Origin of the sequence: Novosphingobium sp. KACC 22771, assembly GCF_028736195.1 — a bacterium.
GTDB lineage: Bacteria > Pseudomonadota > Alphaproteobacteria > Sphingomonadales > Sphingomonadaceae > Novosphingobium.
In genome coordinates, this window is sequence record NZ_CP117881.1 from 1,480,477 (window position 1) to 1,501,834 (window position 21,358).

24 protein-coding genes are annotated in these 21,358 nt (G+C 64.1%); 14 read left to right on the forward strand and 10 right to left on the reverse strand.

The annotated features are described in order from the left end of the window. Positions 1-23 precede the first annotated feature (23 nt). Together PQ467_RS06770 and PQ467_RS06775 are read right to left on the reverse strand one after the other, a co-directional pair. Positions 24-731, reverse strand: a complete 708-nt coding sequence (locus PQ467_RS06770; RefSeq protein WP_274175746.1) for a DsbA family protein — start codon at positions 729-731, stop codon at positions 24-26. A 29-nt stretch (positions 732-760) separates the two neighbouring features. Continuing rightward, entirely contained in the window at positions 761-1,342 is a 582-nt protein-coding gene (locus tag PQ467_RS06775) for a DUF721 domain-containing protein (RefSeq protein WP_274175747.1), read from the reverse strand. A 28-nt stretch (positions 1,343-1,370) separates the two neighbouring features. On the opposite strand from PQ467_RS06775, the gene PQ467_RS06780 reads away from it, so the two are divergent. From PQ467_RS06780 to PQ467_RS06790, 3 genes are read left to right on the forward strand one after another with little or no spacing between them, the layout of a single operon-like run. Continuing rightward, positions 1,371-2,456: an A/G-specific adenine glycosylase gene (locus PQ467_RS06780; RefSeq protein ID WP_274175748.1), complete on the forward strand. Its 1,086-nt coding sequence runs from the start codon at positions 1,371-1,373 to the stop codon at positions 2,454-2,456. Between the two features lie 2 nt (positions 2,457-2,458). Beyond that, positions 2,459-3,340, forward strand: a complete 882-nt coding sequence (gene nudC / locus PQ467_RS06785) for an NAD(+) diphosphatase (RefSeq protein WP_443192980.1) — start codon at positions 2,459-2,461, stop codon at positions 3,338-3,340. Positions 3,341-3,343: 3 nt separating this feature from the next. Beyond that, on the forward strand, positions 3,344-3,703 hold the full coding sequence (locus tag PQ467_RS06790; RefSeq protein WP_274175750.1) for a YciI family protein: 360 nt from the start codon (positions 3,344-3,346) through the stop codon (positions 3,701-3,703). A gap of 3 nt (positions 3,704-3,706) precedes the next feature. Here PQ467_RS06790 and PQ467_RS06795 read toward each other — a convergent pair whose 3' ends face one another. Then, on the reverse strand, positions 3,707-4,114 hold the full coding sequence (locus PQ467_RS06795) for a DUF1489 domain-containing protein (RefSeq protein WP_274175751.1): 408 nt from the start codon (positions 4,112-4,114) through the stop codon (positions 3,707-3,709). Further along, complete coding sequence (gene mgtE, locus PQ467_RS06800; protein ID WP_274175752.1) at positions 4,114-5,553, reverse strand: magnesium transporter; 1,440 nt, start codon at positions 5,551-5,553, stop codon at positions 4,114-4,116. Before mgtE ends, PQ467_RS06795 begins: the two co-directional genes overlap by 1 nt. 182 nt (positions 5,554-5,735) lie before the next feature. On the opposite strand from mgtE, the gene PQ467_RS06805 reads away from it, so the two are divergent. Both PQ467_RS06805 and PQ467_RS06810 read left to right on the forward strand, forming a co-directional pair. After that, entirely contained in the window at positions 5,736-6,203 is a 468-nt protein-coding gene (locus PQ467_RS06805) for a peptidylprolyl isomerase (protein ID WP_274175753.1), read from the forward strand. A gap of 140 nt (positions 6,204-6,343) precedes the next feature. Then, positions 6,344-8,101 (forward strand): methyl-accepting chemotaxis protein, encoded by a 1,758-nt coding sequence (locus PQ467_RS06810; RefSeq protein ID WP_274175754.1) that lies wholly within the window; start codon positions 6,344-6,346, stop codon positions 8,099-8,101. Here PQ467_RS06810 and PQ467_RS06815 read toward each other — a convergent pair. The 5 genes from PQ467_RS06815 to PQ467_RS06835 are packed head-to-tail and all read right to left on the reverse strand — an operon-like array spanning position 8,098 to position 12,102. After that, positions 8,098-8,985 carry a LysR substrate-binding domain-containing protein gene (locus tag PQ467_RS06815; RefSeq protein WP_274175755.1) on the reverse strand — a complete coding sequence of 296 codons (888 nt, stop codon included), beginning with the start codon at positions 8,983-8,985 and terminating at the stop codon, positions 8,098-8,100. The two genes, PQ467_RS06810 and PQ467_RS06815, sit on opposite strands and share 4 nt — an antisense overlap. A gap of 6 nt (positions 8,986-8,991) precedes the next feature. Next, the gene (locus tag PQ467_RS06820; RefSeq protein WP_274175756.1) at positions 8,992-9,909 is read right to left on the reverse strand and encodes a hemolysin family protein; all 918 of its coding nucleotides are present in this window, start codon (positions 9,907-9,909) and stop codon (positions 8,992-8,994) included. A 28-nt stretch (positions 9,910-9,937) separates the two neighbouring features. Then, positions 9,938-10,432, reverse strand: a complete 495-nt coding sequence (gene ybeY / locus PQ467_RS06825; protein ID WP_274176104.1) for an rRNA maturation RNase YbeY — start codon at positions 10,430-10,432, stop codon at positions 9,938-9,940. Between the two features lie 42 nt (positions 10,433-10,474). Then, a complete protein-coding gene (locus tag PQ467_RS06830; RefSeq protein ID WP_274175757.1) occupies positions 10,475-11,044 on the reverse strand; it encodes a hypothetical protein in 570 nt (189 codons plus the stop codon). Between the two features lie 5 nt (positions 11,045-11,049). Then, positions 11,050-12,102, reverse strand: a complete 1,053-nt coding sequence (locus tag PQ467_RS06835; RefSeq protein ID WP_274175758.1) for a PhoH family protein — start codon at positions 12,100-12,102, stop codon at positions 11,050-11,052. 279 nt (positions 12,103-12,381) lie between these two features. On the opposite strand from PQ467_RS06835, the gene PQ467_RS06840 reads away from it, so the two are divergent. Next, positions 12,382-12,858: an RcnB family protein gene (locus PQ467_RS06840; RefSeq protein ID WP_274175759.1), complete on the forward strand. Its 477-nt coding sequence runs from the start codon at positions 12,382-12,384 to the stop codon at positions 12,856-12,858. 72 nt (positions 12,859-12,930) lie between these two features. Here PQ467_RS06840 and miaB read toward each other — a convergent pair whose 3' ends face one another. Continuing rightward, positions 12,931-14,289, reverse strand: a complete 1,359-nt coding sequence (gene miaB, locus PQ467_RS06845) for a tRNA (N6-isopentenyl adenosine(37)-C2)-methylthiotransferase MiaB (protein WP_274175760.1) — start codon at positions 14,287-14,289, stop codon at positions 12,931-12,933. Between the two features lie 131 nt (positions 14,290-14,420). On the opposite strand from miaB, the gene PQ467_RS06850 reads away from it, so the two are divergent. Genes PQ467_RS06850 through speD form a run of 8 tightly spaced genes read left to right on the forward strand, consistent with a single transcriptional unit; the run spans position 14,421 to position 21,354 of the window. Beyond that, a complete protein-coding gene (locus tag PQ467_RS06850) occupies positions 14,421-15,395 on the forward strand; it encodes an SPFH domain-containing protein (protein WP_274175761.1) in 975 nt (324 codons plus the stop codon). Between the two features lie 9 nt (positions 15,396-15,404). Then, entirely contained in the window at positions 15,405-16,058 is a 654-nt protein-coding gene (locus PQ467_RS06855) for a DUF4178 domain-containing protein (protein ID WP_274175762.1), read from the forward strand. Further along, on the forward strand, positions 16,055-17,416 hold the full coding sequence (locus tag PQ467_RS06860) for a DUF4178 domain-containing protein (RefSeq protein WP_274175763.1): 1,362 nt from the start codon (positions 16,055-16,057) through the stop codon (positions 17,414-17,416). Before PQ467_RS06855 ends, PQ467_RS06860 begins: the two co-directional genes overlap by 4 nt. After that, complete coding sequence (locus PQ467_RS06865) at positions 17,416-17,601, forward strand: hypothetical protein (RefSeq protein ID WP_274175764.1); 186 nt, start codon at positions 17,416-17,418, stop codon at positions 17,599-17,601. Before PQ467_RS06860 ends, PQ467_RS06865 begins: the two co-directional genes overlap by 1 nt. A 13-nt stretch (positions 17,602-17,614) precedes the next feature. Continuing rightward, positions 17,615-17,824, forward strand: a complete 210-nt coding sequence (locus PQ467_RS06870) for a DUF350 domain-containing protein (RefSeq protein WP_274175765.1) — start codon at positions 17,615-17,617, stop codon at positions 17,822-17,824. Continuing rightward, on the forward strand, positions 17,824-19,356 hold the full coding sequence (locus PQ467_RS06875; protein ID WP_274175766.1) for a polyamine aminopropyltransferase: 1,533 nt from the start codon (positions 17,824-17,826) through the stop codon (positions 19,354-19,356). The genes PQ467_RS06870 and PQ467_RS06875 overlap by 1 nt, the downstream gene beginning before the upstream one ends. Then, positions 19,346-20,980 carry an FAD-dependent oxidoreductase gene (locus PQ467_RS06880; protein WP_274175767.1) on the forward strand — a complete coding sequence of 545 codons (1,635 nt, stop codon included), beginning with the start codon at positions 19,346-19,348 and terminating at the stop codon, positions 20,978-20,980. Before PQ467_RS06875 ends, PQ467_RS06880 begins: the two co-directional genes overlap by 11 nt. Then, positions 20,977-21,354 carry an adenosylmethionine decarboxylase gene (speD, locus tag PQ467_RS06885; protein ID WP_274175768.1) on the forward strand — a complete coding sequence of 126 codons (378 nt, stop codon included), beginning with the start codon at positions 20,977-20,979 and terminating at the stop codon, positions 21,352-21,354. Before PQ467_RS06880 ends, speD begins: the two co-directional genes overlap by 4 nt. Positions 21,355-21,358: the final 4 nt, after the last annotated feature.

The following is a 21,358-nucleotide window of genomic DNA, read 5'->3' on the forward strand; positions in this document are numbered from 1 at the left end:
GGGGGGCAAAGAATGAAACGGGATTATTTGAGCGCGGCGGCCAGCTTGGGCTGCAACCCGGCCCAATCGTGCTCGTCCAGCAGCTTGCCGTCCAGCGTGAAGCTGGGCGTGCCGGTCGCGCCCAGTTCCTGCGCTTCCTTGGTCTGGGCGATCACGCGGCGCAAGGTGGCCTCATTGGCGAAACAGGCGTCGGCCTGCGCGTGGCTCAGGCCTGCACCGGCGGCAATCTCATAGAATTTCAGGTCGGCGGCGATCGCGCGCATCCGTTCCGGCATCTGTCCTTCGTTCCAGCGCTTGGTCTGCGCCTCGGTCAGCTTTTGCGCGGTGGCGATCCACTGGTCCTGCTGGGCCAGAAACTTGTGGTGCAGCGCAAAGAACTTCACCGGCGGCACGCAATTGGTCAGCATGGCGATGGTGATGTCGAGCGGATCGCGCACCAGATGGCGCACTTCGAACGACAATTGCCCGCCGCCCACCGGCCCCATGCGCAGCGGAAGCGCCGTCTCGGCCTCGAAATGGGCGCAATGCGAGCAGGTGTAGCTCATATATTCGACCAGCTTGTGTGCGGCGGCCGGATTGCCCTGAATATGGCCGCCCACCGGGCTGATGGTCGTCTTGGCGCTCCATGCGCCCGTGCTCGCGGCGGGCTTGGCCGGGGCCGCCTGCGCATGCGCGGCGCTCATGCCGAGCGCCAGAACAACAGCAGCCATCATGCGAAGGGGAGCAAGCATCCAGAGTCCTTTGCTGAAATCAGAAATCGTCATGCCTCGTCCTCGCGGGCGATGCTGCGGGCCAGCGATTCGAGAACCGCCTTCAATTCAGGATCGCCGATATCGCGCAGCGAATCGCCCAGCTCAATCGGGATCGGTTTAAGGCTGGGCGGCGCGGCGCGGGCCGGGCTTTGCGGGCGGGCCATCACCTCGCCCTGCCGCATCTTCACCTTGGACACCGCCTGATAGCCGAAGAAACGGTTCACGCGCTCGATGATTTCGGGGATCACATGGGTAATGATCGGTGCATGGGCGGGCAAAACCACCAGCTGCAATATGCCGTCGCTCTTTTCACCGGGCGGGAACCGGATCGCCTCGGGCATGCAGACATTGGCGTGGTGCGGCCCGACGATTTCGGGCCAGCGCGTCACCACGCTGGATTGCACAAAGCCGAAGCGGCGAAAGGCGGTGCGGCCAATATCGGGCATCAATTCGGCAATCGGGCGCGCCTGTCCGCCGCGCGGGCGCTCATAGGGCCGCCCCACGCGTGATTTTCCACTGCCCGCGCTCTCGCCACGCGCCGCAGCCGGGCTTTTGCTGCCCCTTGGTGTATTTGGCCTATCCCTTTCCATACAAGGTCAGCCATGCCATAGCCGCCCCATGGATGCCAGAGGCCAGAGCGTGAAATGCGGTAAAGTGGATAGTCGGGAGTCAGGATCCATCGCTCCGGCGCTGCTGGCCTGGTACGATGTCCATGCGCGCAGCCTGCCCTGGCGCATGCCGCCCGGCGCGAACCGCGCCGATCCCTATCGCGTCTGGCTCTCCGAAGTGATGTTGCAACAGACGACCGTGGCGGCCGTCATTCCCTATTTTGAGCGTTTCACCACGCGCTGGGCCGATGTTGCCGCGCTGGCCGCCGCGCCCGAGGATGAGGTGATGGCGGCTTGGGCGGGGCTGGGCTATTATTCGCGGGCGCGGCGGTTGGTTGAATGCGCGCGGGTCGTGGCGGCGCGGGGCGGCTTTCCCGAGGATGAGGCGGGGCTGCGCGCCTTGCCGGGACTGGGGGCCTATACGGCGGCGGCGGTGGCGGCGATCGCTTTTGGCGCGCGCGCCGTGGTGGTTGATGCCAATGTAGAGCGCGTGGTGGCGCGGTTGTTCGACATTGATACGCCTTTGCCCGCCGCCCGTGCCGCCATCCGCGAGGCCGCCGATGCCATTACTCCCGATGCGCGCAGCGGCGATTTTGCCCAGGCGATGATGGATTTGGGCGCGGGGATTTGCAGCGTCCGCGCGCCGCAATGCCTGATTTGCCCACTTCGCGCGCATTGCCGCGGGCGGGCGCGGGCCGAGCAATTGCCGGTCAAACCGCCCAAGAAGGCCAAGGCCCAGCGCATCGGCCATGCCTGGTGGATCGAGCGTGATGGCGCGGTCTGGCTGATCCGCCGCGCGGCCAGCGGGATGCTGGGGGGCATGCGTGCCTTGCCCGACGATGGCTGGAATGCGCGGGTCGACGGGTCGGGGGCTCCACCCATTCCGGGCGACTGGCGCGAGGCGGGCAGGGTGGCCCATATCTTTACCCATGTCGCGCTCGATCTGGTCGTGATGGTGTCACAGGGAGACGCCACGCCGGATGGCGCCAACGAATTGAAAGAGGGTGAATGGTGGCCGCTCGACAGGCTTGACGAGGCTGGATTGCCCACGCTCTATGCCCGCGCCGCCGCGGTTGCCATGGCCAGAAAAGGATGAAGATGCGCCCCCCCATAACCTTTACCGGCAGCGCCTTGGACCGCGCAGATGCGGTGCGTTCCGATCCTGAGCGTCTGGCGGCGCTCTGGGCACGGGGCGGGCGGTTGCTGCGCATGGATGGGCTGGAGCCCAGCCTTGAGGATGGCGCTTTGGTGTGGAGCGAGCTTGCCGGAGCGCCCGAAGGCGAGGCGGTGTTCCTTGGGCTGGACGGCGCGGGCATCGGCCATTTTGCCCCTGTTCCATCGCCCGATGCGGCCAGCACGGCACCGGCCAGTTTCAACCTCTGGCAGGCGCTGGGCGGTATGGACCATGGCGAGATCGCCATTTATGGCGCAGCGCGGGCGCTGGTGGGCTGGCATGCGCGCCATCGGTTCTGCGCGCGCTGCGGCGGTGCCACAGTGCTGGCCAAGGGCGGATGGCAGCGCGACTGCACTGTCTGCGCCACGCCGCATTTCCCGCGCACCGATCCCGTCGTCATCATGTCGGTCGAACATGAGGGGCGGTTGCTGCTGGGCCGCCAACCACGCTTTCCGCCGCATCGCTATTCCGCGCTGGCCGGGTTTATCGAGCCGGGCGAGAGCATCGAGGAAGCCGTGGCCCGCGAGATTTACGAGGAGGCGGGGGTCAAGGTCCGCGACGTCCGCTATGTCGCCAGCCAGCCCTGGCCTTTCCCGTCAAGCCTGATGATCGCGGCCCATGCCTTCGCCGATGACCCGGCGCTGACCATCGACCACAGCGAGTTGGAGGATGCCCGCTGGTTCACCCGCGAGGAGGTGGTTGAAGCGATGGCTGCGCGCGAACGGGGCGAGGACGGGGCGGCCTTCAGCGCGCCCTCGCGTACTGCGGTGGCGTGGCATTTGCTGGCGGATTGGCTGGAGGATTAAACGATGCGCGTGCTGGTGATGGTCAAGGCGACGCAGGAAAGCGAGGCGGGCCATTTCGACCCGGCATGGACGCAGGAGATGATGGACGCGATGGGGCGTTTCAACGATGCGCTGCGCGAGGCAGGCGTGCTGATCATGGCTGAAGGTCTGGCCGCATCGGATCAGGGCAAGCGCGTCCTGTTTGACGGGGCTGGCCGGGAGGTCGTCGATGGCCCCTTTACGCCGAGCGAGGAACTGGTGGCCGGTTTCTGGCTGTGGGAGGTGAAGGATATGGACGAGGCGCTGGATTGGGCGCGCCGCTGTCCCAACCCGATGCCGGCGCCGAGCGTGATCGAGATCCGCCCGCTCCACCAGCGCCCCTAGGCGTCAGACTAGACCCAGTTTCGCCAATTCGGCCGCCACATTGGCGGGCAGGACATCGCCGCTGTCGCCTCCGCCCAGATCGGCGGGGGCATCCTTGGCCTCCAGATAGCGCCAGCCCTGATGCGCGCGGCGGGGCGTGGGCACGACATCGATCAGGTCGGTCGAAATCAGGATAGCGGTGCGTCCGCCTTCGTCATCTTCAAAGCCGAGGATCTCGCTGCGCGCGACCAACTGGTGCTTGTGAATCCAGAACAGCGATCCGCCGATCATCTCGGCCGCCCGCTTGGGCCGGTTGCGCGTGGTCAACCGCGCCACCTTGGCGCCGCCGCGCCGCCCCTCAGGCGAGAACCATTCGTGGATTTCGGCCATGGATTGGGCGCCATAGGCAACTTTGGTCATATTCAGGGGCATCAGGCAAGTCCGGTCAGAACGGCAAGGCCGAGGAAGGAGAAGAAGCCCATGACATCGGTGGCCGTGGTTACAAATACGGCCGAAGAGACGGCTGGATCAATCCGCAAACGGTCCAGCGTGACCGGAACCAGAATGCCCGCCAGCCCCGCCACCAGATTGTTGATGACCATGGCGGCACCGATCACCGCGCCCAGATGCGGATTGCCGAAGAGCAGCGTGGTGCCCGTGCCGATCATCAGACCCAGCGACAGGCCATTGGCCATGGCGATGCGCAATTCGCGCAGGACCATGCGGACCGTGTTCGAACTGGTCAATTCATTGGTGGCAATCGCGCGCACCACCACGGCCAGCGTCTGTGTGCCCGCATTGCCGCCCATGCCCGAAACAATCGGCATCAGCACGGCCAGCAACGCGAATCGCGCAATCGCCCCCTGAAACAGCCCGACCACCGATGAAGCGATGATCGCCGTGCCCAGATTGACCACCAGCCATGACAGGCGCGTGCGCACCGTCATCAGGATCGGTTCGTTGATGTCGCCATCGCCCGCGCCCGACAGGCGCAGGATGTCCTCGCTGGCTTCTTCCTGAATGATGTGGACCACGTCATCGACTGTGATCTGACCCACCAGCCGTCCGCTTTCATCGACCACGGCGGCCGAAATCAGCGCGTATTTCTGAAAGCGCAGCGCGACCTCTTCCTGATCCATGCCCACCGGGATCAGCGTCTGGTCGCGCTTCATCACATTGGAGAGCGTGACGTGACGATCGGTGCGCAGGATCCAGGAAAGCTGGCACGTGCCGATCGGATGGTGGCGCGCATCGACGATGAACACTTCCCAGAATTCGGTGGCCAGATCGCGGTTGTCGCGCAGATAGTGGATCAATTCGCCCACCGTCATATGCTCGCCCGCCGCGATATAGTCGCGGCTCATCAGGCGGCCCGCGGTTTCCTCAGGGTAAGCCAGCGCCGATTCGATGGCGGCGCGTTCTTCCGGCTCCATCTCGGCCAGAACCGCCTGCTGCTCCTCCGGCTCAAGGTCTTCGAGCAGGGCGACCGCGTCGTCGGTCTCCATCTCCTCGGCAATGTCGGCAATGTCTTCGGCCGATAATTCATCGACCAGCGCCTCGCGGACGTGGTCGTTCAATTCGGCAAAGACCTCGCCGCCCATCAGGTCGGAAATGGCATTGGCCAGCGCCGGACGCTCATCGGCGTCGATCTGTTCGAACAGGTCGGCAACGTCGGCAGGGTGAAGCGGTTCGACCAGCGTATAGACGGCGTCAACCTCGCCCGCATCCAGCGCGGCACGGACCCGGCGAACGAATTCGCCCTTCAACTGGTTGTCCTCGTCGAGGCTGTCATGGCGCGTGTTTTCCTCCGCCGCCTCGATTTCGGCGGTGGGAGCATCGGCATAGAGAGGATCGACAGGCTCGACAGTCATGGGGTAAGGGGATTAGGCATAAAGCGAATAAAAGCAACCGTGCAGGATGCGTTTAACGCAAGGGGCCGCACAAACTGCTGGCCATGCGCGCGGGGCCTCTTTATCAGCGCGGCCAGAAAGGGAGAGGATGGCCAATCCTTGCCCGATACCCACACAGGAACGTCCATACAGGAGCTTTACCCATGGCCGACGAAATTCTCACCTTCACCGTGGATACCGGCAACGGCATCGGCGATGTTGTCATCAAGCTGCGCCCCGATCTGGCCCCCGGCCATGTGGAGCGCATCAAGGAACTGGTCGGCGAAGGCTTCTATGACGGCATCGTCTTTCACCGCGTGATCCCCGGCTTCATGGCGCAGGGCGGATGCCCCAACGGCACCGGCACCGGCGGCAGCGACAAGCCCGACCTGAAGGCCGAATTCAACAACGAACCGCATGTGCGCGGCGTGTGCTCGATGGCACGCACCTCCTATCCGCACTCGGCCAACAGCCAGTTCTTCATCTGCTTTGACGATGCCACCTTCCTTGACCGTCAGTACACGGTGTGGGGCGTGGTCCAGTCGGGCATGGAATTTGTCGACGCGCTGCCCAAGGGCGAACCGCCGCGCAATCCGGGCAAGATCGTCAAGGCTGTGGTCTCGGCAGCCTGATCCAACGGCCTGCCCCCGCGCGATGCCAGATGGCGGGCGCGGGGCGGGCCAGCCTATCAGGATTGGCCCTTAGCCACCGATTTAGCGGTTTCATACAGGTTTGGGACGATAGCAGGCGGACATTCTGGAGAGGATAGTCCGTGTTCGCTCGCGCAAAGATCAGCACACTTATTGCCGCAGGTTCGCTCTCGCTGGCGGCCATCATCGGTTTGGGGGCAACGCTGGCCGTTCAAGGCGCGGCGACCATGCGCAACGATATGGCTTATCTGGCCACCAATTCCGTGCCCAGCGTCGACAAGCTCAATTCCATCATCATCGATTTCGAGATCGCGCGGATCCGTATGTCGCGCGTGATCCTGTCGGAATCGCCCGAAGAGACGGCCAAGCAGCTTGCCTCGCTTGACAAGGCATTGACCGAGGCCGACCAGAGCATTGCCGAATATAACAAGCTGTTGAGCGACAAGGAGGATGCCCGGCTCTACGAGGCATTTGTCGGGCGCTGGCAAGTGTTCCGCCAGGACGTCGATGCCATCCGCAGCGCCATGATGAACAACCAGCGCGATCGCGCCGTCGCCCTGTTCAACGGCGATATTGTGGCCCATTCGCGCGATCTTCAGGCCGGGATCGAGGCGGACAAGGACTATAACGTCAAGGTCGTCAATCAGATCTCGGGCAAAGTTCTGGCTCAGGCGGATGCCGCAATTTGGCGCAATGTGGCGCTGGGCGCGACAGGGGTGGGCATCGGTTTGGTGGTCCTGCTGATGTTCTCCATGCGCGTGACGCGGCCCTTGTTGCGGTTGAAGGAGGCCATGGGGGACATGTCTGCGGGCAATCTGGACCGCGATATTCCCGGCATCGACAAGGGTGATGAATTGGGCGACATCGCCCGCGCTCTGGAGGAAATCCGCCAATCCATCGCCGCGCGCAGCCGCGCCGAGGCCGAGGCCAAGCTCGCCGCCCAGCAGAGGATCACGGGCGCGCTGGAACGCGGTCTGGCAGCGCTGCGTCAGGGGCGGCTGGATGAGCGGCTGGACGAGGAATTCCCGGCTGAATACGAACAGTTGCGCAATGATTTCAACGACACGGCGGCCTCTCTGTCCGAACAGATTTCGGCCGTTTCGGTCTCCTCCAACGCGGTGCGTTCGGGCGCTGGCGAAATTTCCTCGGCGGCGCAGGATCTGGCCCATCGCACCGAGCTTCAGGCCGCCTCTTTGGGCAATACGGCCAATACCGTGCGCGAACTGGCCCAATCGGTGGCGCAGACCGGGCAGGGCGTGACCAGCGTGGCCGGATCGGCGCAGGAGGCCGAGCAGGAAGCCTCAAACAGCGGCGAGTTGATGCGCGGCGCGGTGGCGGCGATGCAGTCCATCGCAACGACCTCGGACAAGATGCGGTCGATTGTCGAAATCATCGACGGCATTTCGTTCCAGACGAACCTTCTGGCGCTCAACGCCGGGGTCGAGGCGGCGAGGGCTGGGGACGCCGGGCGCGGCTTTGCCGTGGTGGCCACCGAAGTGCGCAATCTGGCCGAGCGCAGCGCGCTGGCGGCCAAGGAAATCGGCGTATTGATCATTCATTCGGGTGAAGAAGTCCGGGCCGGCGTGGACATGGTCAGCCGCACCCAGGCCAGTCTCGAGCGCATTGTCGAGCGTTCGACCGAAGTGGCCGCCATGCTCTCGTCGCTGGCCGCCAATGCGGCCCAGCAGTCCGAAAAGATCGCGGGCGTCAATCAGGTTCTGAACGAACTGGACATGGCCACCCAGCAGAACGCCGCGCTGGTCGAGGAATCGACCGCCGCCTCGCGCTCGCTGGCCCATGAGGCCGAGCGTCTGTCGGGCGTTGTGCAGCGTTTTACCCTTGCGCGTCGTTCAGCAGGCGGCCTGCGCCACGCGGCTTAAAGCCCGGCCTTGATCAGCCAATCGTGGAAGATCCGCACCGGGCGCGTTTCCAGCGCGCGCGGGCGGCACACGAACCAATAGCTGTAGGGGCTGTCGATATCGGCGTCGAACAGGCGGACCAGACGTTCATCGCCGGGGCGCAGGAAGTGATCGTCATGCACGATGGCGATGCCCAGACCCTGCACCGCCGCGGCAATGATCAATTGGGCCGAGTCGAAATGGTCGATCGCCGCCGGTTCCAGCCGTTCCAGCCCCAGCGCGCCTTTCCATACATCAAGGCTTTCGGGCAGATCGGTCGAAATCACGAAAGTCTGCTTGGACAGGCGGGCCAGATCGGGGGTTGCGCCAATTTCCGCCGCCAGTGCGGGCGAGGCGAAGGCGTGGATCTTGTTATGATCGAGACGCACCGAATGGAGTGCGGGATCGGGTTCCTTGGACAGCACGATGGCCGCATCGATCGAATCGCCCAGTTCCGACTCAAGCTGCGCCCCGGTGTCAAAGTCGATATGCAGGCGCGGATGCAGCTTGCGCAATTCGGGCAGCCGCGGAAACAGGCGTGTACCGGCAAACAGCGCGGGAACGCCCAGATGCAGGCGCATCACGTTGCTGGCCTCCATCTGCGATTCGACCGCTTCGGCCAAATCTTCCAGCTTGGGGGAAACGGCGGCGTAAAAGGCATGACCATCATCGGTCAGCTTCATCGCCTGATGCTGGCGCGTAAACAGGCGCTTGCCCACGAAATCCTCGAGCGCGCCAACCCGGCGTGAGAGCGCCGACGGGCTCAGGCCGAGTTCGCTCGCCGCCGCCTTGGCCGAGCCGAGGCGGACCGTGCGGACAAAGGCTTCCAGCGCGCGCAGGGGGGGCAGGCGGCGGGTGGCGGGCATGGTCGATCAGTCCTCTTGTACGCCATCGTTGGCGGGCGGATGCAGGCGAAGGCGAATCACATGGCGCTCGTCAGCCTCGGTTACTTCGATGATCCAGCCGCTGGCATGCGCAATTTGCGCCCCCACCGGCGGCACATGGCCGGCCAGCACAAAGGCAAGTCCGCCAAGTGTATCAATGTCTTCCTCAACTTCGGCCAGGCGCGGATCGACCCGCTTGCCCACTTCGTCAAGTTCGACCTTGGCATCGGCGTCCCATAGACCATCGTCGAGGGCGCGCAGCAATTCGGTCGGCGCGTCGTCATGCTCGTCCTCGATCTCGCCTACGATTTCCTCGACCAGATCCTCGAAGGTGATAATGCCCTCGGTGCCCGAATATTCATCGACCACCACGGCCAGATGCACCCGGCTGGAGCGCATATCGGCCAGCACGTCGAGCGCCCCGCGCGCGGTGGGCACGAAAAGCGGCTGGCGCATCATCCGCGTCCAATTGCCCTGCGGCTCCTCGCCCCGCGCCAGATAGGGGAACACATCCTTGATGAGGATCATGCCGATCACCTCATCGAGCGTTTCGCGATAGACCGGCATGCGCGAATGGCCATGTTCGGCAAAGGCGGCGACCACATCGGGCCATGGCGCATTATGCGCCAGCGCGATGATCTGTCCGCGCGGGATGCAGACATCGGCCGCGTCCAGTTCGGAAAAATGCAACAGGTTGCGCAGCATTTGTCGCTCAAGCACCGAAAGGTCGCCGGCGCTGTTGCGGCTGCCTTCCTCCTCGTGCTCGTCGATGATGTCCTCCAGATGGGCGCGCAGCGACTGATCCTGTTCGCCCCCTTCAAAGAAGCGCAGAACCGAGCGCCATAATGAGCGCTTACTGTCCGGCTCCCCGAGGCCGGAATCTCCTGTTCGGCCCAAGTCGGCCACTGTGTGCATTACTCCGCTTGCAGGAAACTCAAAGGTGATGGTCGCCATATGGGTCGGCAATGCCGATCAGCGCAAGCGCCTTTATCTCCAATTCTTCCATCTCGCGCGCATCTTCGGCGGAAATCTCGTGATCGAGTCCGGCCAGATGCAGCAGGCCATGGATAATCAGGTGCGAGGCATGGGCCTCCAGCGCGATGTCCTTTTCCGCCGCCTCGCGCGCGCAGGTTTCGTAGGCCAGCGCGATGTCGCCCAGCAATTCGGGCGGGCCATCATCGGGCAGGTCGAGCAGATCCTCGCGCGCCAGCATGGGAAAGGAGAGCACGTTCGTCGGCTTGTCCTTGCCCCGCCATTCGGCGTTAAGCACCTGTACCTCGGCATCCGAGGTAAAGATCATGCTGGCGTTCAGGCATTCCTTGGCCAGTTCGGGCGCGACCACGGACAAAGCCCCCGCCGCACGGGCGGCAAGGGCTTCCCAATCGGTGGTTTCCGGCCAGGGGGATTCGATGTCGATTTCAAGCGTCAGCATAGGTCGGCTCCCCTAGGCGCTGGCGGCGGGAATGTCGAATCAGGATGCCTTTTCGATGCGAAGATCGGTGTAAAGAAACTCGCCGGTCGAACAGACGATGCGGACCATCGGATCGGCCACTTTGAGCGGGATGCTGGTCTTTTCTCCCGCCACCGAAAGCGTGACCGCCGCGCCGTCGTAAGTCAGGGTAAAGGGCAGCTTGTCGCCGGCTTTGGCAAAACCGAAAGGTTTGAAATCCTCGGTCTTGCGATCATGCGCTGCGTTCCAGTTTAGGAATTGCAGCATGATTTTGTCATCCTTCACGCTCTTGTCCACCATTTTGGCGGGCAGGGCATTGAGCGAAAATCCGGCCCAATTGGGAATATCGCCGCCCGGCACGATATCGCCCGGCCCCACCATCAGGCGGGTGATCGGCGCATATTTGTCAAAGGGAGGCAGTTGGTTGATCTGCAATTGTCCGGTGACGGTAAAGCTGTTTCCCGGTGCGGGCAGCACCAGTTCGGAAAAATGGCTGGCCGCCGTGTCGCAATCATAGGTGATCGCGGGGGCTGCCATGGCCGCACCCGCATGCATCAGCGCAAAACAGGCCGCAATTGACAGGGATTTCACGCAGATCAATCCTCGTTCTTGCCTTCATAGGCTTCGACAATGCGGCCCACGATCGGGTGGCGCACCACGTCCGATCCCTTGAAGCGCACCGTGGCGATGCCTTCGACGCCCTCCAGCCGCACGACCGCATCGTTCAACCCGCTGGCGGCCATGCCGCCGGGCAGGTCGACCTGTTTGGGGTCGCCGCAGATCACCATCCGGCTGTTCATGCCGAAACGGGTGAGGAACATCTTCATCTGCGCCGCCGTGGTGTTCTGCGCCTCGTCAAGGATGACGAAGGCATCGGCCAGCGTGCGCCCGCGCATGAACGCGATGGGCGCCACCTCGATCTCGCCATTGGCCAGACGCCGCTCGACCTGTTCGGGCGGCATGCAGTCAAAGAGCGCATCATAAAGAGGTCGCAGATAGGGATCGACCTTGTCCTTCATGTCGCCGGGCAGAAAACCGAGCTTTTCGCCCGCCTCGACCGCCGGGCGCGAGAGGATCAGCCGTTTCACGCTGCCGGTGATAAGCTGGGACACGGCCTGCGCCACGGCGATATAGGTCTTGCCCGTGCCCGCCGGGCCGAGGGCAAAGATCACATCATTGCGGGTCAGCGCGCGCATATAGTCGATCTGGGTCGGGCTGCGCGGGACAATGGTCTTGCCGCGTGTGCGGATCATGATCGGGGGGTGGGTCTCATCCCCGGTGATGATGCCTTCCAGCGTGGGTTCGACCGACATGGCGATCAGCGATTCGACCGCGCCTGCATCCACTTCCTGCCCGGAGAGCAGGCGGCTGTGCATGCCTTGCAGCACTTCGCGCGCGCGGGCGACATTGTCCTCATTGCCTTCGATCAGGATACGATTGCCCCGGGCCGAGATATAAACCCCCAGCCGGTTTTCGATCAGCACCAGATTGGCGTCAAACTGGCCAAAGAGCGCGCCCAATATGGTCGGCTCGTCAAATTCCAGCTCTGTTCGCGCGCGTCGTGATGGATTGGCGCGAGCGTGCGGGCTGCGGAAGGAGGCCACATCGTCGATGGGGTCAAAAGCGGCGCGGATTTGTTTGCGGGCCATGTGCTCCTTGTCTGCGGCCGGAGTCTCAAGACCGGCTCACAAGGTCAAGATATGCCTCATCATGCCATCCGCCAAGGGGTGCTGCGCGCCGCGGTGGTGGAAAAGCGTAGGAGCAGGGAGATAGCCTGCGACAAATTGATACAAATCTGACTGAGGTCTGAGCGTCCAGTTCCAAATGGGTTCATGGCGCCCGCGGCATAAGGGCTTCATCGGGGAAAGCCCTTCAACAAGGCAGTCCCTTCCACAGTTTCGAAGCCTCAAGTTTCAAAGGAGTGCCTTATGCGAAAGATCCTGATGCTGGCGCTGGCGGCGGCAACCGTTGTCCCCACCGTTGCCTCGGCCCAGAGCGCCCATGAGCTGCGCCGTGATCAGCGCGACATTGCCCGTGAGCACCGCGAGATTAACCGCGACCTGGCGCGCGGCGATTATCGCGAAGCCCGCCGCGACATGCGCGATCTGCGCGATGCCCGACAGGAATATCGTGAGGATTGGCGCGATTATCGCCGCGCCCACGCCGATGTCTTTCGCGGCCCTGCCTATGTCGGCCCGCGCGGCTTTGTCTATCGGCCTGTGACGCCGGGTTACCGTTTTGCGCCGGACTATTACCACCGCCGCTACTGGATCGCCAATCCGATGGCCTATCGCCTGCCCCCTCCGGGCATCGGCCAGCGCTGGGTCCGTTATGGCCGCGATGTGGTGAGGGTTGATCTGCGCTCGGGCCGCGTGCTGCAGGTTTACGGCTCGTTCTTCTACTAATACAGCGCGCTTCGGTCGGGAAGTTGCGTTGGGCCGCCCCTTCCGCAAGGAGGGGGCGGCTTTTTATGCGTTTCAGGCAATAACACGCCCGGTGAGCGAATTCGGCCCGGCCTGCACCAGTTCGGCGCGCAGGATGTCGCCCACGCCGTAATCGCCCTGAAAATGCACAGATTGCAGCCAAGGTGACTTGCCCAGCCACTGGCCCGGCAGCTTGCCCTTGCGCTCGATCAGCACATCGCAGGTGCGGCCAAGGCTGGCTTGGTTGAAGGCGTGCTGATCGCGGTTGAGCGCGGCCTGCAAACGCTGCAACCGGTCGTCCATCACGTCGCCGGGGATCTGATCGTCCATCGTGGCGGCGGGCGTGCCGGGGCGGGGCGAATATTTAAAGCTAAAGGCCTGCGCATAGCCCACCGCGTCGATCAACGCGATGGTTTCGGCAAAATGCTCCTCGCTCTCGCCGGGGAAGCCGACGATGAAATCGCCCGACAGCGCAATATCGGGCCGCACCTCACGCACACGCTCCAACAGGCGCAGATAGCTCTCGGCCGTATGGCTGCGGTTCATGGCTTTCAGGATCGCATTGCTGCCCGATTGCACCGGCAGGTGCAGGAAGGGCATCAGCTTGTCCACCTCGCCATGCGCGGCGATCAGGCCGTCGGTCATGTCATTGGGGTGGCTGGTGGTGTAGCGGATGCGCGCCAGACCGTCGATCGCGGCCAGATCGCGGATCAGCCCGTCAAGGCCGACCTTCTGGCCCTTGCCGTTCTCGCCGCCCCAGGCATTCACATTCTGGCCCAGCAGCGTGATTTCCTTCGCGCCCGCTTCGACCAGACGATGCGCCTCGGCAATCAGGTCAGCATAGGGACGGCTGATTTCCGCGCCGCGCGTATAGGGCACCACGCAATAGGTGCAGAACTTGTCGCAGCCTTCCTGCACGGTCAAAAACGCCGTCGGCCCCACGCTGCGCCGTTTGGGCAGGGCGGCGAATTTGGCATCGGCGGGCATGTCCGTGTCGGTCACTCGCTCCCCATCGACCGCGCGGGCGATCATTTCGGGCAGGCGGTGATAGGCCTGCGGCCCCACCACCATGGTCACGGCGGGCGCGCGTGCCATGATTTCCTCACCCTCCGCCTGCGCCACGCAACCGGCCACCGCGATCAAAGGCTGCGTACCATCCTCACGCCGGGCATCCTTGATGATGCGGCCAATGTCGGAATAGACCTTCTCGGCGGCCTTTTCGCGGATATGACAGGTGTTGAGCACGACCAGATCGGCCTGTTCGCCCTCGGGCGCGGGGGCAATGCCCTGATGGGCCAGCAATTCTTCCATGCGCTGACCGTCATAGACATTCATCTGACAGCCAAAGCTTTTCACGCGATAGGTGCGCGGGGCGGAAACAGGCGAGGTGCGGGGGGTGGAAATGGCAGACATAGCGCGGGCCGTTACGCCAAAACGCGGTAAAAATATAGGGCCGATGCGGGCGCCCGTCCGGTTATGCTTGCATGGGCGGTGTCTTACTCTAGAATAACACCTGTTCTGCGAACAATTTCAGGATAGGTGCCATGTTTGATTTCCTGCGCAAACAGTTCATCGATGTGATCGAATGGCATGAGGCGCCCGGACAGGTGGCGTGGCGCGTGCCCACGGCGGGCAATGAAATCAAGAATGGCGCGCAACTGACCGTGCGCGAGGGCCAGATCGCGGCCTTCATGAACGAGGGTCAGGTGGCCGATTATTTCGGTGCGGGGCTCCATGTGCTGGAAACCGCCAATTTGCCGGTCCTGACCAATCTGATGAACTGGGACAAGGGCTTCAACTCGCCGTTCAAATCCGATGTCGTTTTCATCAGCCTGAAGGAGCAGGCTGGCCGCAAATGGGGCACACCCCAGCCGGTGACGGTGCGCGACGCTGAATTTGGCGCCATTCGCCTGCGCGCCTTTGGCACCTATTCGTTCAAGATTGGCGATCTCAAGCTGTTTGTCGAAAAGGTGCTGGGCACAATGGGCGAGGTCTGGGCCGATACGCTCGACACTCAATTGCGCAGCGCCATCGTCACCGCCATCGCCACCGCGCTGGGGGGCGGCAAGGTGCCTTTCCTCGATCTGGCCGCCAATCAGCAGGCGATGTCGGACACGATCAAGGCCGAGGTGGACAAGACCTTTGCCCAATGGGGCCTGTCCTGCACCAGCTTCTTTGTCGAAAGCATCAGCCTGCCCGATGAGGTCCAGGCCCATCTCGACAAGGGTTCCTCGATGCGCGTGCTGGGCGATATGGCGGGCTACACCCGTTTTCAGGCGGCGCAGGCGCTGGACAATCCGGCCTCCGACAGCGGCCTTGCCGGGATCGGCGCGGGCATGGCGGCGGCCAATATGTTGAGCGGCGCGATGAGCGGTGCGCTTGGCCAAAGCGCGCCTGCTGCCCCTGCCGAAGATCCGTTTGCGCTGCTCGAAAAACTGCACAAATTGCTGACGATAGGGGCGATTTCTCAGGAAGAATTTGACGCCAAAAAGGCCGAAATCCTCTCGCGGGTGAAGTAAGAGACCTCCATGGCCAACAACACCTGTCCGCAATGCGGCGCGCCGGTGCCCATGCGCTCGGGCGGCATGCCCTATGCCGTTTGCGGCTATTGCCAGACGGTGATCGCGCGTGAGGGCATGCGCGACATCGGCAAGGCGGCATTGCTGCCCTATGACATCTCCCCGATCCAGCTGGGCACAGGCGGCGCGGTGGATGGCGCCCGCTTTACTGTGGTGGGGCGTGTGCGCTGGGGCTGGGCCGATGGCGCGTGGAACGAATGGTTGCTGCAACTTTCCGATGGCACCACGCGCTGGCTGGGCGAGGCGATGGGGCAGTTTCAGATAGTGGCCGAGCGCGAGGATGTTGTCGCCCGTCTGCCTGCGGATCTGCCCCTTGGCTTTGCCATCGAGGTTGATGGCCAGAGCCTGACCGCCACTGACATCAAAACCGTCACCTGCCTTGGCGCAGAGGGCGATCTGCCCTTTCCCACCCCGGCCGACTGGCAGGTGGAAAGCATCGACTTCCGCTCGCCCACCGGCGCGGCGCTCTCTGTCCAGCGCGACAAGGTGGGGGCCAGCGCCTATGTCGGGCGCTATGTCGAACTGGCCGAATTGCGCCCCAGCCGACTGCGCGCGGTTGAGGATTGGGTCATGCCCGACAATCTGGCGGAGAGGGGCCGGTGAGTCGGGCGATCCTGTGCCCCTCCTGCGGCGGCGCGCTTGAGGTCAAGGCGGCGGGCTATACCATCACCGTAGCCTGTCGCCATTGTGGCAGCGTTCTGGACGTGGCCAATCCCGACGTTGCCGTCATCAAGGAATATCACGAGAAAGCTGCGAAACTGCCCCTGCCGCTGGGCAGCCGAGGCACTTTGTTCGGCACGCAATGGGAGGCCATCGGCTTTCTGGAGCGGCAGGCGGGCGATTATCGCTGGGGCGAATATCTCCTGTTCAACCCCTATGCGGGCTATCGCTGGCTGGTTCATTCCGATGGGCAATGGCAATTCGGCATGATGCTGACCGATCTGCCGCGCGAAACCGGGCGCTGGGGCGAGGCGGCCTGGCGCGGCGAGGTGTTCCGGGGCGAGGACGAGCCCGTCACCATCACCACCACGCGCGTGATCGGCGAGTTTTACTGGCGGGTCCACGCGGGCGAGATGTGGATCGCGCGCAGCTATGAGCGTGGCGGCACCTCGCTCTCACGCGAATGGCGCGAGGGCGAGGAGGTGCAATGGACCCATCTGGTCGGCGTGCCGGGTCGGTTGATCGATGCCTTCCGCCGCCCACAAGGCCCCGATCTGGCCCGCCCCGAACCGGCGCGGCCCGAACCGGGCGATGGGCCATCCGGCTTTGCCCAGCGCGTTTGGGGCACCGGCTTTTCGTCCGACCGGGCGGGGCTATGGAGCATGGCCCTCGTCGCGATGCTGACGACCATTGCCAGCTTCTTTCTGCTGACCGCTTTTGGATCGGGTGGCGCGGGCCTGCGCGGCGGGGGCGGCGTCGTGGTCGATGGCCCCGTTGCACGCTTGACCGTCGGGCCGGTGCATATGCCCCGCCGCGCCCAATTCGTCATGGTCAAGGTGTCCGCCACGGATTTCATCAACCGCTGGGTCGATCTGGACTATCTGCTGGTCGACCGTGCCACACAGGCAACCATCCCGGCCAGCGCCACGATTGAATATTACGCGGGACGCGATTCCGATGGCGATTGGTCCGAGGGCAGCCATGCGACCGAAACCCGTTTCAGCGGCGTTCCGGCCGGTGATTATGATCTGTCGATCGAGGCAGAGGCCAAACGTTGGAACGATCCCAGCGCCAGCTCCTATACAACCACCAGCTATAATACCGATAACCCTTGGGGTATCGATACATCGCAAAGCGTTGCAGGGCAGGCACAGGAGGTTATTGGCCTTAGTGTTCTGGTCGAGCCGGGCGGCTTTCCCGGTGCGCTTTGGTGCCTGATCGCGGTGCTGGCATGGTTGCCCTGGATGATCACCTATGCCTATCGCGCCAGCAAGACTGCGGTTTACGGGGAGGGTTACTGATGTCCCGTGGATTGTTCCTGCATATTGCCTGGTGCCTGCTGCTGCTGGTCTTTGCCGGATGGGCCGGGTGGGCTGCCTATGACCCGTTCGCCGATGGGTCGGCCCGGCACAGCGGCCCGGCCGAGCGCACCCATCACCACGGCGGCGCAGGTGGTTTCTGGGGCTTTGGCCCTTCGCACAAATAGGGGGAAGGTGGCCATGCTTTCGACTGCGATCATTATTGCCACGCTGTTTTATGCCTTGCTGGGCATTGTCGTGTTCGTCGCCAGCTTCATTCTGGTGGACAAATTGACGCCCGGCGAATTGTGGAAGGAAATCATCGAGCGACAGAATATGGCGGTGGCCATTCTGGCGGGCGCGGTGGCGCTGGGCTTGAGCATGATCATCTCGGCGGCGATCCACGGCTGATGGAGGACCAAGGCGATTTTGCCGGGCCTGCGCGGGCCCATGCGGCCATCCTGCTGCTCTCGGTGCTGGTGGTGGCCACATGCGGGCTGATTTATGAACTGCTGGCCGGTACGCTGGCCTCCTATCTGCTGGGCGACAGCGTTACCCAGTTTTCGACCGTGATCGGTTCCTATCTGTTTGCGATGGGCGTGGGGTCTTTCCTCTCGCGCTATGTCCGGCGGGACGAGATTGGCGTGTTCATCCGCGTCGAGATCATGATCGCGGCCATCGGCGGGTGGAGCGCGGCGGGCCTGTTCCTGGCCTTTCCGCTGGCCGCTGATTTCCGGGTGCTGCTCTATGCCATCGTGCTGATGATCGGGGCGCTGGTGGGGTTGGAAATCCCGCTGCTGATCCGTATCCTGCGCTCGCGCTTTGCCTTTCGCGATCTGGTGTCGAATGTGCTGACCTATGATTATGTCGGCGCGCTGATCGCTTCACTGGCCTTTCCGCTGTTTCTGGTGCCGCATCTGGGGATGATCCGTACCGGACTGGTGTTTGGGCTGGCCAATGTGGCGGTGGCGGTGGCGCTGCTGTTTGTGCTGCGGCGCGCGCGGCGGGTGGGCGTGGATATGGCCGCCGCGCTGATGGTGGCATGCAGCCTGATTGCGGGCCTGTTTCTGGCGGAGCGTATCCAGCGTTTTTCCGAGGTCGCCTATTATGGCGAGGGGGTGATCCATGCCCGCTCCACCCCCTATCAGCGCATCGTGCTCACGCGCCGGGGTGAGGATCTGCGGCTCTACCTCAATGGCAATCTGCAATTTTCCAGCCGCGATGAATATCGCTATCACGAGGCGCTGGTCTGGCCGGTGCTGGGGCGGGTGGCCAATCCGGCGCGGGTGCTGATCCTGGGCGGGGGCGATGGGCTGGCCGCGCGTGAGGTGCTGCGCGATGGGCGGGTGCGGTCGATCCATCTGGTCGATCTCGACCCGGAAATGACGCGGATGTTTCGCGCAACCCCGCAACTGGCCGCGCTCAATCGCGGCTCGCTCTCCAATCCGCGCCTCAGCGTGGAAAATGCCGACGCCTTTCGCTGGGTCCGCGCGGCGCGGGGAACGTATGACGCGATCCTGATCGATTTTCCCGATCCCACCGAATATTCGCTGGGCAAGCTCTACACGGTCAGTTTCTATGCTCAGGTGGCCCGCCTGTTGGCGCCCGATGGCGTGATGGTGGTGCAATCGACCTCGCCGCTGGTGGCGCCGCGCTCCTATTGGACCGTGGCCCAGACGCTGGAGGCGGCGGGCCTGTTCACGCGCGGCTATCACACCTATGTGCCCAGTTTTGGCGAATGGGGCTTTACACTGGCCGCGCATAGGCCGCCGGTCGCGCCTGCACATCTGCCCGTCGGCCTGCGTTATGTGAATGCGGTGTCCGAACCGCTGATGTTTGATTTTCCCCCCGACATGGCGCGCCGCCCGACCCCGGTCAACCGCCTCGACAATCAGGCGCTGGTGCGCAGCTTTGCCGAGGAATGGAGCCATTATGAGGGGTGAGGTCCGGCGGCGCGATCTGCTGGCCGGGGCCATGGTATGCGGGGCATTGGGGGCCTGCGGTGTGCTGAGCGGTTGCGGGCGGGCGCAGGGCGCGCCTTTTCCCGGCGACCTGCTGGGGCCGGACATGGCGCGGGGCCATGCGATCCGCGACGGCAAATTGCCCGGACCGACCGGGGCGGAGGAGCGCATCCCGCTTGTGATCGCGGGCGGCGGGGTGGCGGGCCTTGCGGCGGGTTGGCGTTTGGCCGAGGCGGGTTTTACCGATTTCGCCCTGTTCGAACTGGAAGATGTCGCGGGCGGCAATGCGCGGGGCGGGGCCAATGGCGTCACGGCCTTTCCATGGGGCGCGCATTACCTGCCCATCCCCAACCGCGAGGCGCGGGCGCTGATCCATATGCTGCGCGGTTTTGGCATGATTACGGGGCGGGACGCGGGCGGCGCCCCCGTCTATGATCCGTTTCAGCTCTGCGCCGATCTTGAGGAGCGCCTGCTCTGGCGCGGCAAATGGCAGGAGGGCCTTGTGCCCACCACCGGCCTTTCCGAGCAGGACGCCGCGCAATGGCGGCGTTTTGATGCCGCGATGGATGCTTTTCGCAAGGCAGTGGGCCGCGATGGCCGCCCCGCCTTTGCCAGTCCCTCGGCGCTCTCCAGCCGCGATGAAACCTATGCCGCGCTCGACCGCATCAGCTTTGGCGCATGGCTGGAGACTGAGGGCTATACCGCCGCGCCCTTGCTCGCCCATCTGCGTTACTGCGCCCGCGACGATTACGGCAGCGAGCCGGAAGCGATCTCGGCATGGGCGGGCATTCATTATTTTGCGGGGCGGCGCGGCTGGGCCGCCGACGGCGCGGGCGAGAGCGAATTGACATGGCCGGAGGGCAATGCCCGACTGGCGCGGCTGATGGCCGGGCGGATCGGACCCCGGCTGCGTCCGCGTCACAGCGTTACCCATGTGGCGCGCTATGGCGAAGAGGTGTTGGTCGATGTGTTCGATCATCAGGCGGGCGTGGCGCGGCGGATCCGGGCGCAGGCGGTGGTGCTGGCCATGCCCGATTTCGTGGCGCGCCATGTTGCGCCCGGATTGGCCGCGGCTTCGCGCTTTTCCTATGCGCCGTGGGTGGTGGCCAATGTGGCGGTGTCGCGCATGCCATGGGGGCCGGGGGTGCCGCTTGCGTGGGACAATGTTTCCTCCACCAGCGCCAGTCTGGGCTATGTTGTGGCCAACCATCAGACCTCCTCGGCCGCCGATGGGCCGGGGGTGCTGACATGGTATCAGGCCCTGTCCGATGGCGACCCGGTGGCAGCGCGCAAGGGCTTGCTGGCGCGTGGATTGGGCGAATGGCAGGTGATGATCGCGGCCGATCTTCTGGCGATGAACCCGGAACTGGATGGGCGGATTGAGCGGATCGATGTTTGGCGCTGGGGCCATGCGATGGTGCGGCCCACGGTCGGTTTTCGCAGCGATCCGGCGCGGATTGCGGCGCAGGCGATGAATGGTCCGGTATTTCGCGCCCATTCCGACCTGTCGGGCCTCTCACTGTTTGAAGAGGCGCATTACCATGGCGTGCTGGCCGCCGAGCGCGCGCTGGCCCATCTGGGGCGTGGCGGGGAGAGTCTGCTGTGATCCCCGCTCCGGCCACGGGTATGCATCTGATTGCCGATCTGGCGGGGTGTCACGGGCTGTGCGATGTGGTGCTGATCGAGGCGGCTTTGCGTGAGGCCGCCGCCGCGGCCCATGTCCATGTCCTCTCGGTCCACCTTCATCCCTTTGGCCCGGAGCAGGGGGTGACCGGGGTGGCATTATTGGCCGAATCGCATATTTCGATCCACTCTTGGCCCGAGGAAGGGCTGGCCGCGATTGATATTTTCGTGTGCGGCCCATTGGCCGATGCCGAAGCGGCGCTGGGTGTGATTGCCGTGCGATTGGGCGGGACGGTGCGCTATCGCGCCGCGATCCCCCGCCTGGGCGCAAGGTGGGGCGCAGCACTGGCGCCCTAGTCAT

Bases quoted from the DNA above. Each gene is read 5' to 3' on its own strand.
- PQ467_RS06770 (WP_274175746.1), bottom strand. From the start codon at position 731: ATGCTTGCTCCCCTTCGCATGATGGCTGCTGTTGTTCTGGCGCTCGGC.
- PQ467_RS06775 (WP_274175747.1), bottom strand. From the start codon at position 1,342: ATGGAAAGGGATAGGCCAAATACACCAAGGGGCAGCAAAAGCCCGGCT.
- PQ467_RS06780 (WP_274175748.1), top strand. From the start codon at position 1,371: ATGGATGCCAGAGGCCAGAGCGTGAAATGCGGTAAAGTGGATAGTCGG.
- nudC (WP_443192980.1), top strand. From the start codon at position 2,459: ATGCGCCCCCCCATAACCTTTACCGGCAGCGCCTTGGACCGCGCAGAT.
- PQ467_RS06790 (WP_274175750.1), top strand. From the start codon at position 3,344: ATGCGCGTGCTGGTGATGGTCAAGGCGACGCAGGAAAGCGAGGCGGGC.
- PQ467_RS06795 (WP_274175751.1), bottom strand. From the start codon at position 4,114: ATGCCCCTGAATATGACCAAAGTTGCCTATGGCGCCCAATCCATGGCC.
- mgtE (WP_274175752.1), bottom strand. From the start codon at position 5,553: ATGACTGTCGAGCCTGTCGATCCTCTCTATGCCGATGCTCCCACCGCC.
- PQ467_RS06805 (WP_274175753.1), top strand. From the start codon at position 5,736: ATGGCCGACGAAATTCTCACCTTCACCGTGGATACCGGCAACGGCATC.
- PQ467_RS06815 (WP_274175755.1), bottom strand. From the start codon at position 8,985: ATGCCCGCCACCCGCCGCCTGCCCCCCCTGCGCGCGCTGGAAGCCTTT.
- PQ467_RS06835 (WP_274175758.1), bottom strand. From the start codon at position 12,102: ATGGCCCGCAAACAAATCCGCGCCGCTTTTGACCCCATCGACGATGTG.
- PQ467_RS06840 (WP_274175759.1), top strand. From the start codon at position 12,382: ATGCGAAAGATCCTGATGCTGGCGCTGGCGGCGGCAACCGTTGTCCCC.
- miaB (WP_274175760.1), bottom strand. From the start codon at position 14,289: ATGTCTGCCATTTCCACCCCCCGCACCTCGCCTGTTTCCGCCCCGCGC.
- PQ467_RS06850 (WP_274175761.1), top strand. From the start codon at position 14,421: ATGTTTGATTTCCTGCGCAAACAGTTCATCGATGTGATCGAATGGCAT.
- PQ467_RS06855 (WP_274175762.1), top strand. From the start codon at position 15,405: ATGGCCAACAACACCTGTCCGCAATGCGGCGCGCCGGTGCCCATGCGC.
- PQ467_RS06865 (WP_274175764.1), top strand. From the start codon at position 17,416: ATGTCCCGTGGATTGTTCCTGCATATTGCCTGGTGCCTGCTGCTGCTG.
- PQ467_RS06870 (WP_274175765.1), top strand. From the start codon at position 17,615: ATGCTTTCGACTGCGATCATTATTGCCACGCTGTTTTATGCCTTGCTG.
- PQ467_RS06875 (WP_274175766.1), top strand. From the start codon at position 17,824: ATGGAGGACCAAGGCGATTTTGCCGGGCCTGCGCGGGCCCATGCGGCC.
- PQ467_RS06880 (WP_274175767.1), top strand. From the start codon at position 19,346: ATGAGGGGTGAGGTCCGGCGGCGCGATCTGCTGGCCGGGGCCATGGTA.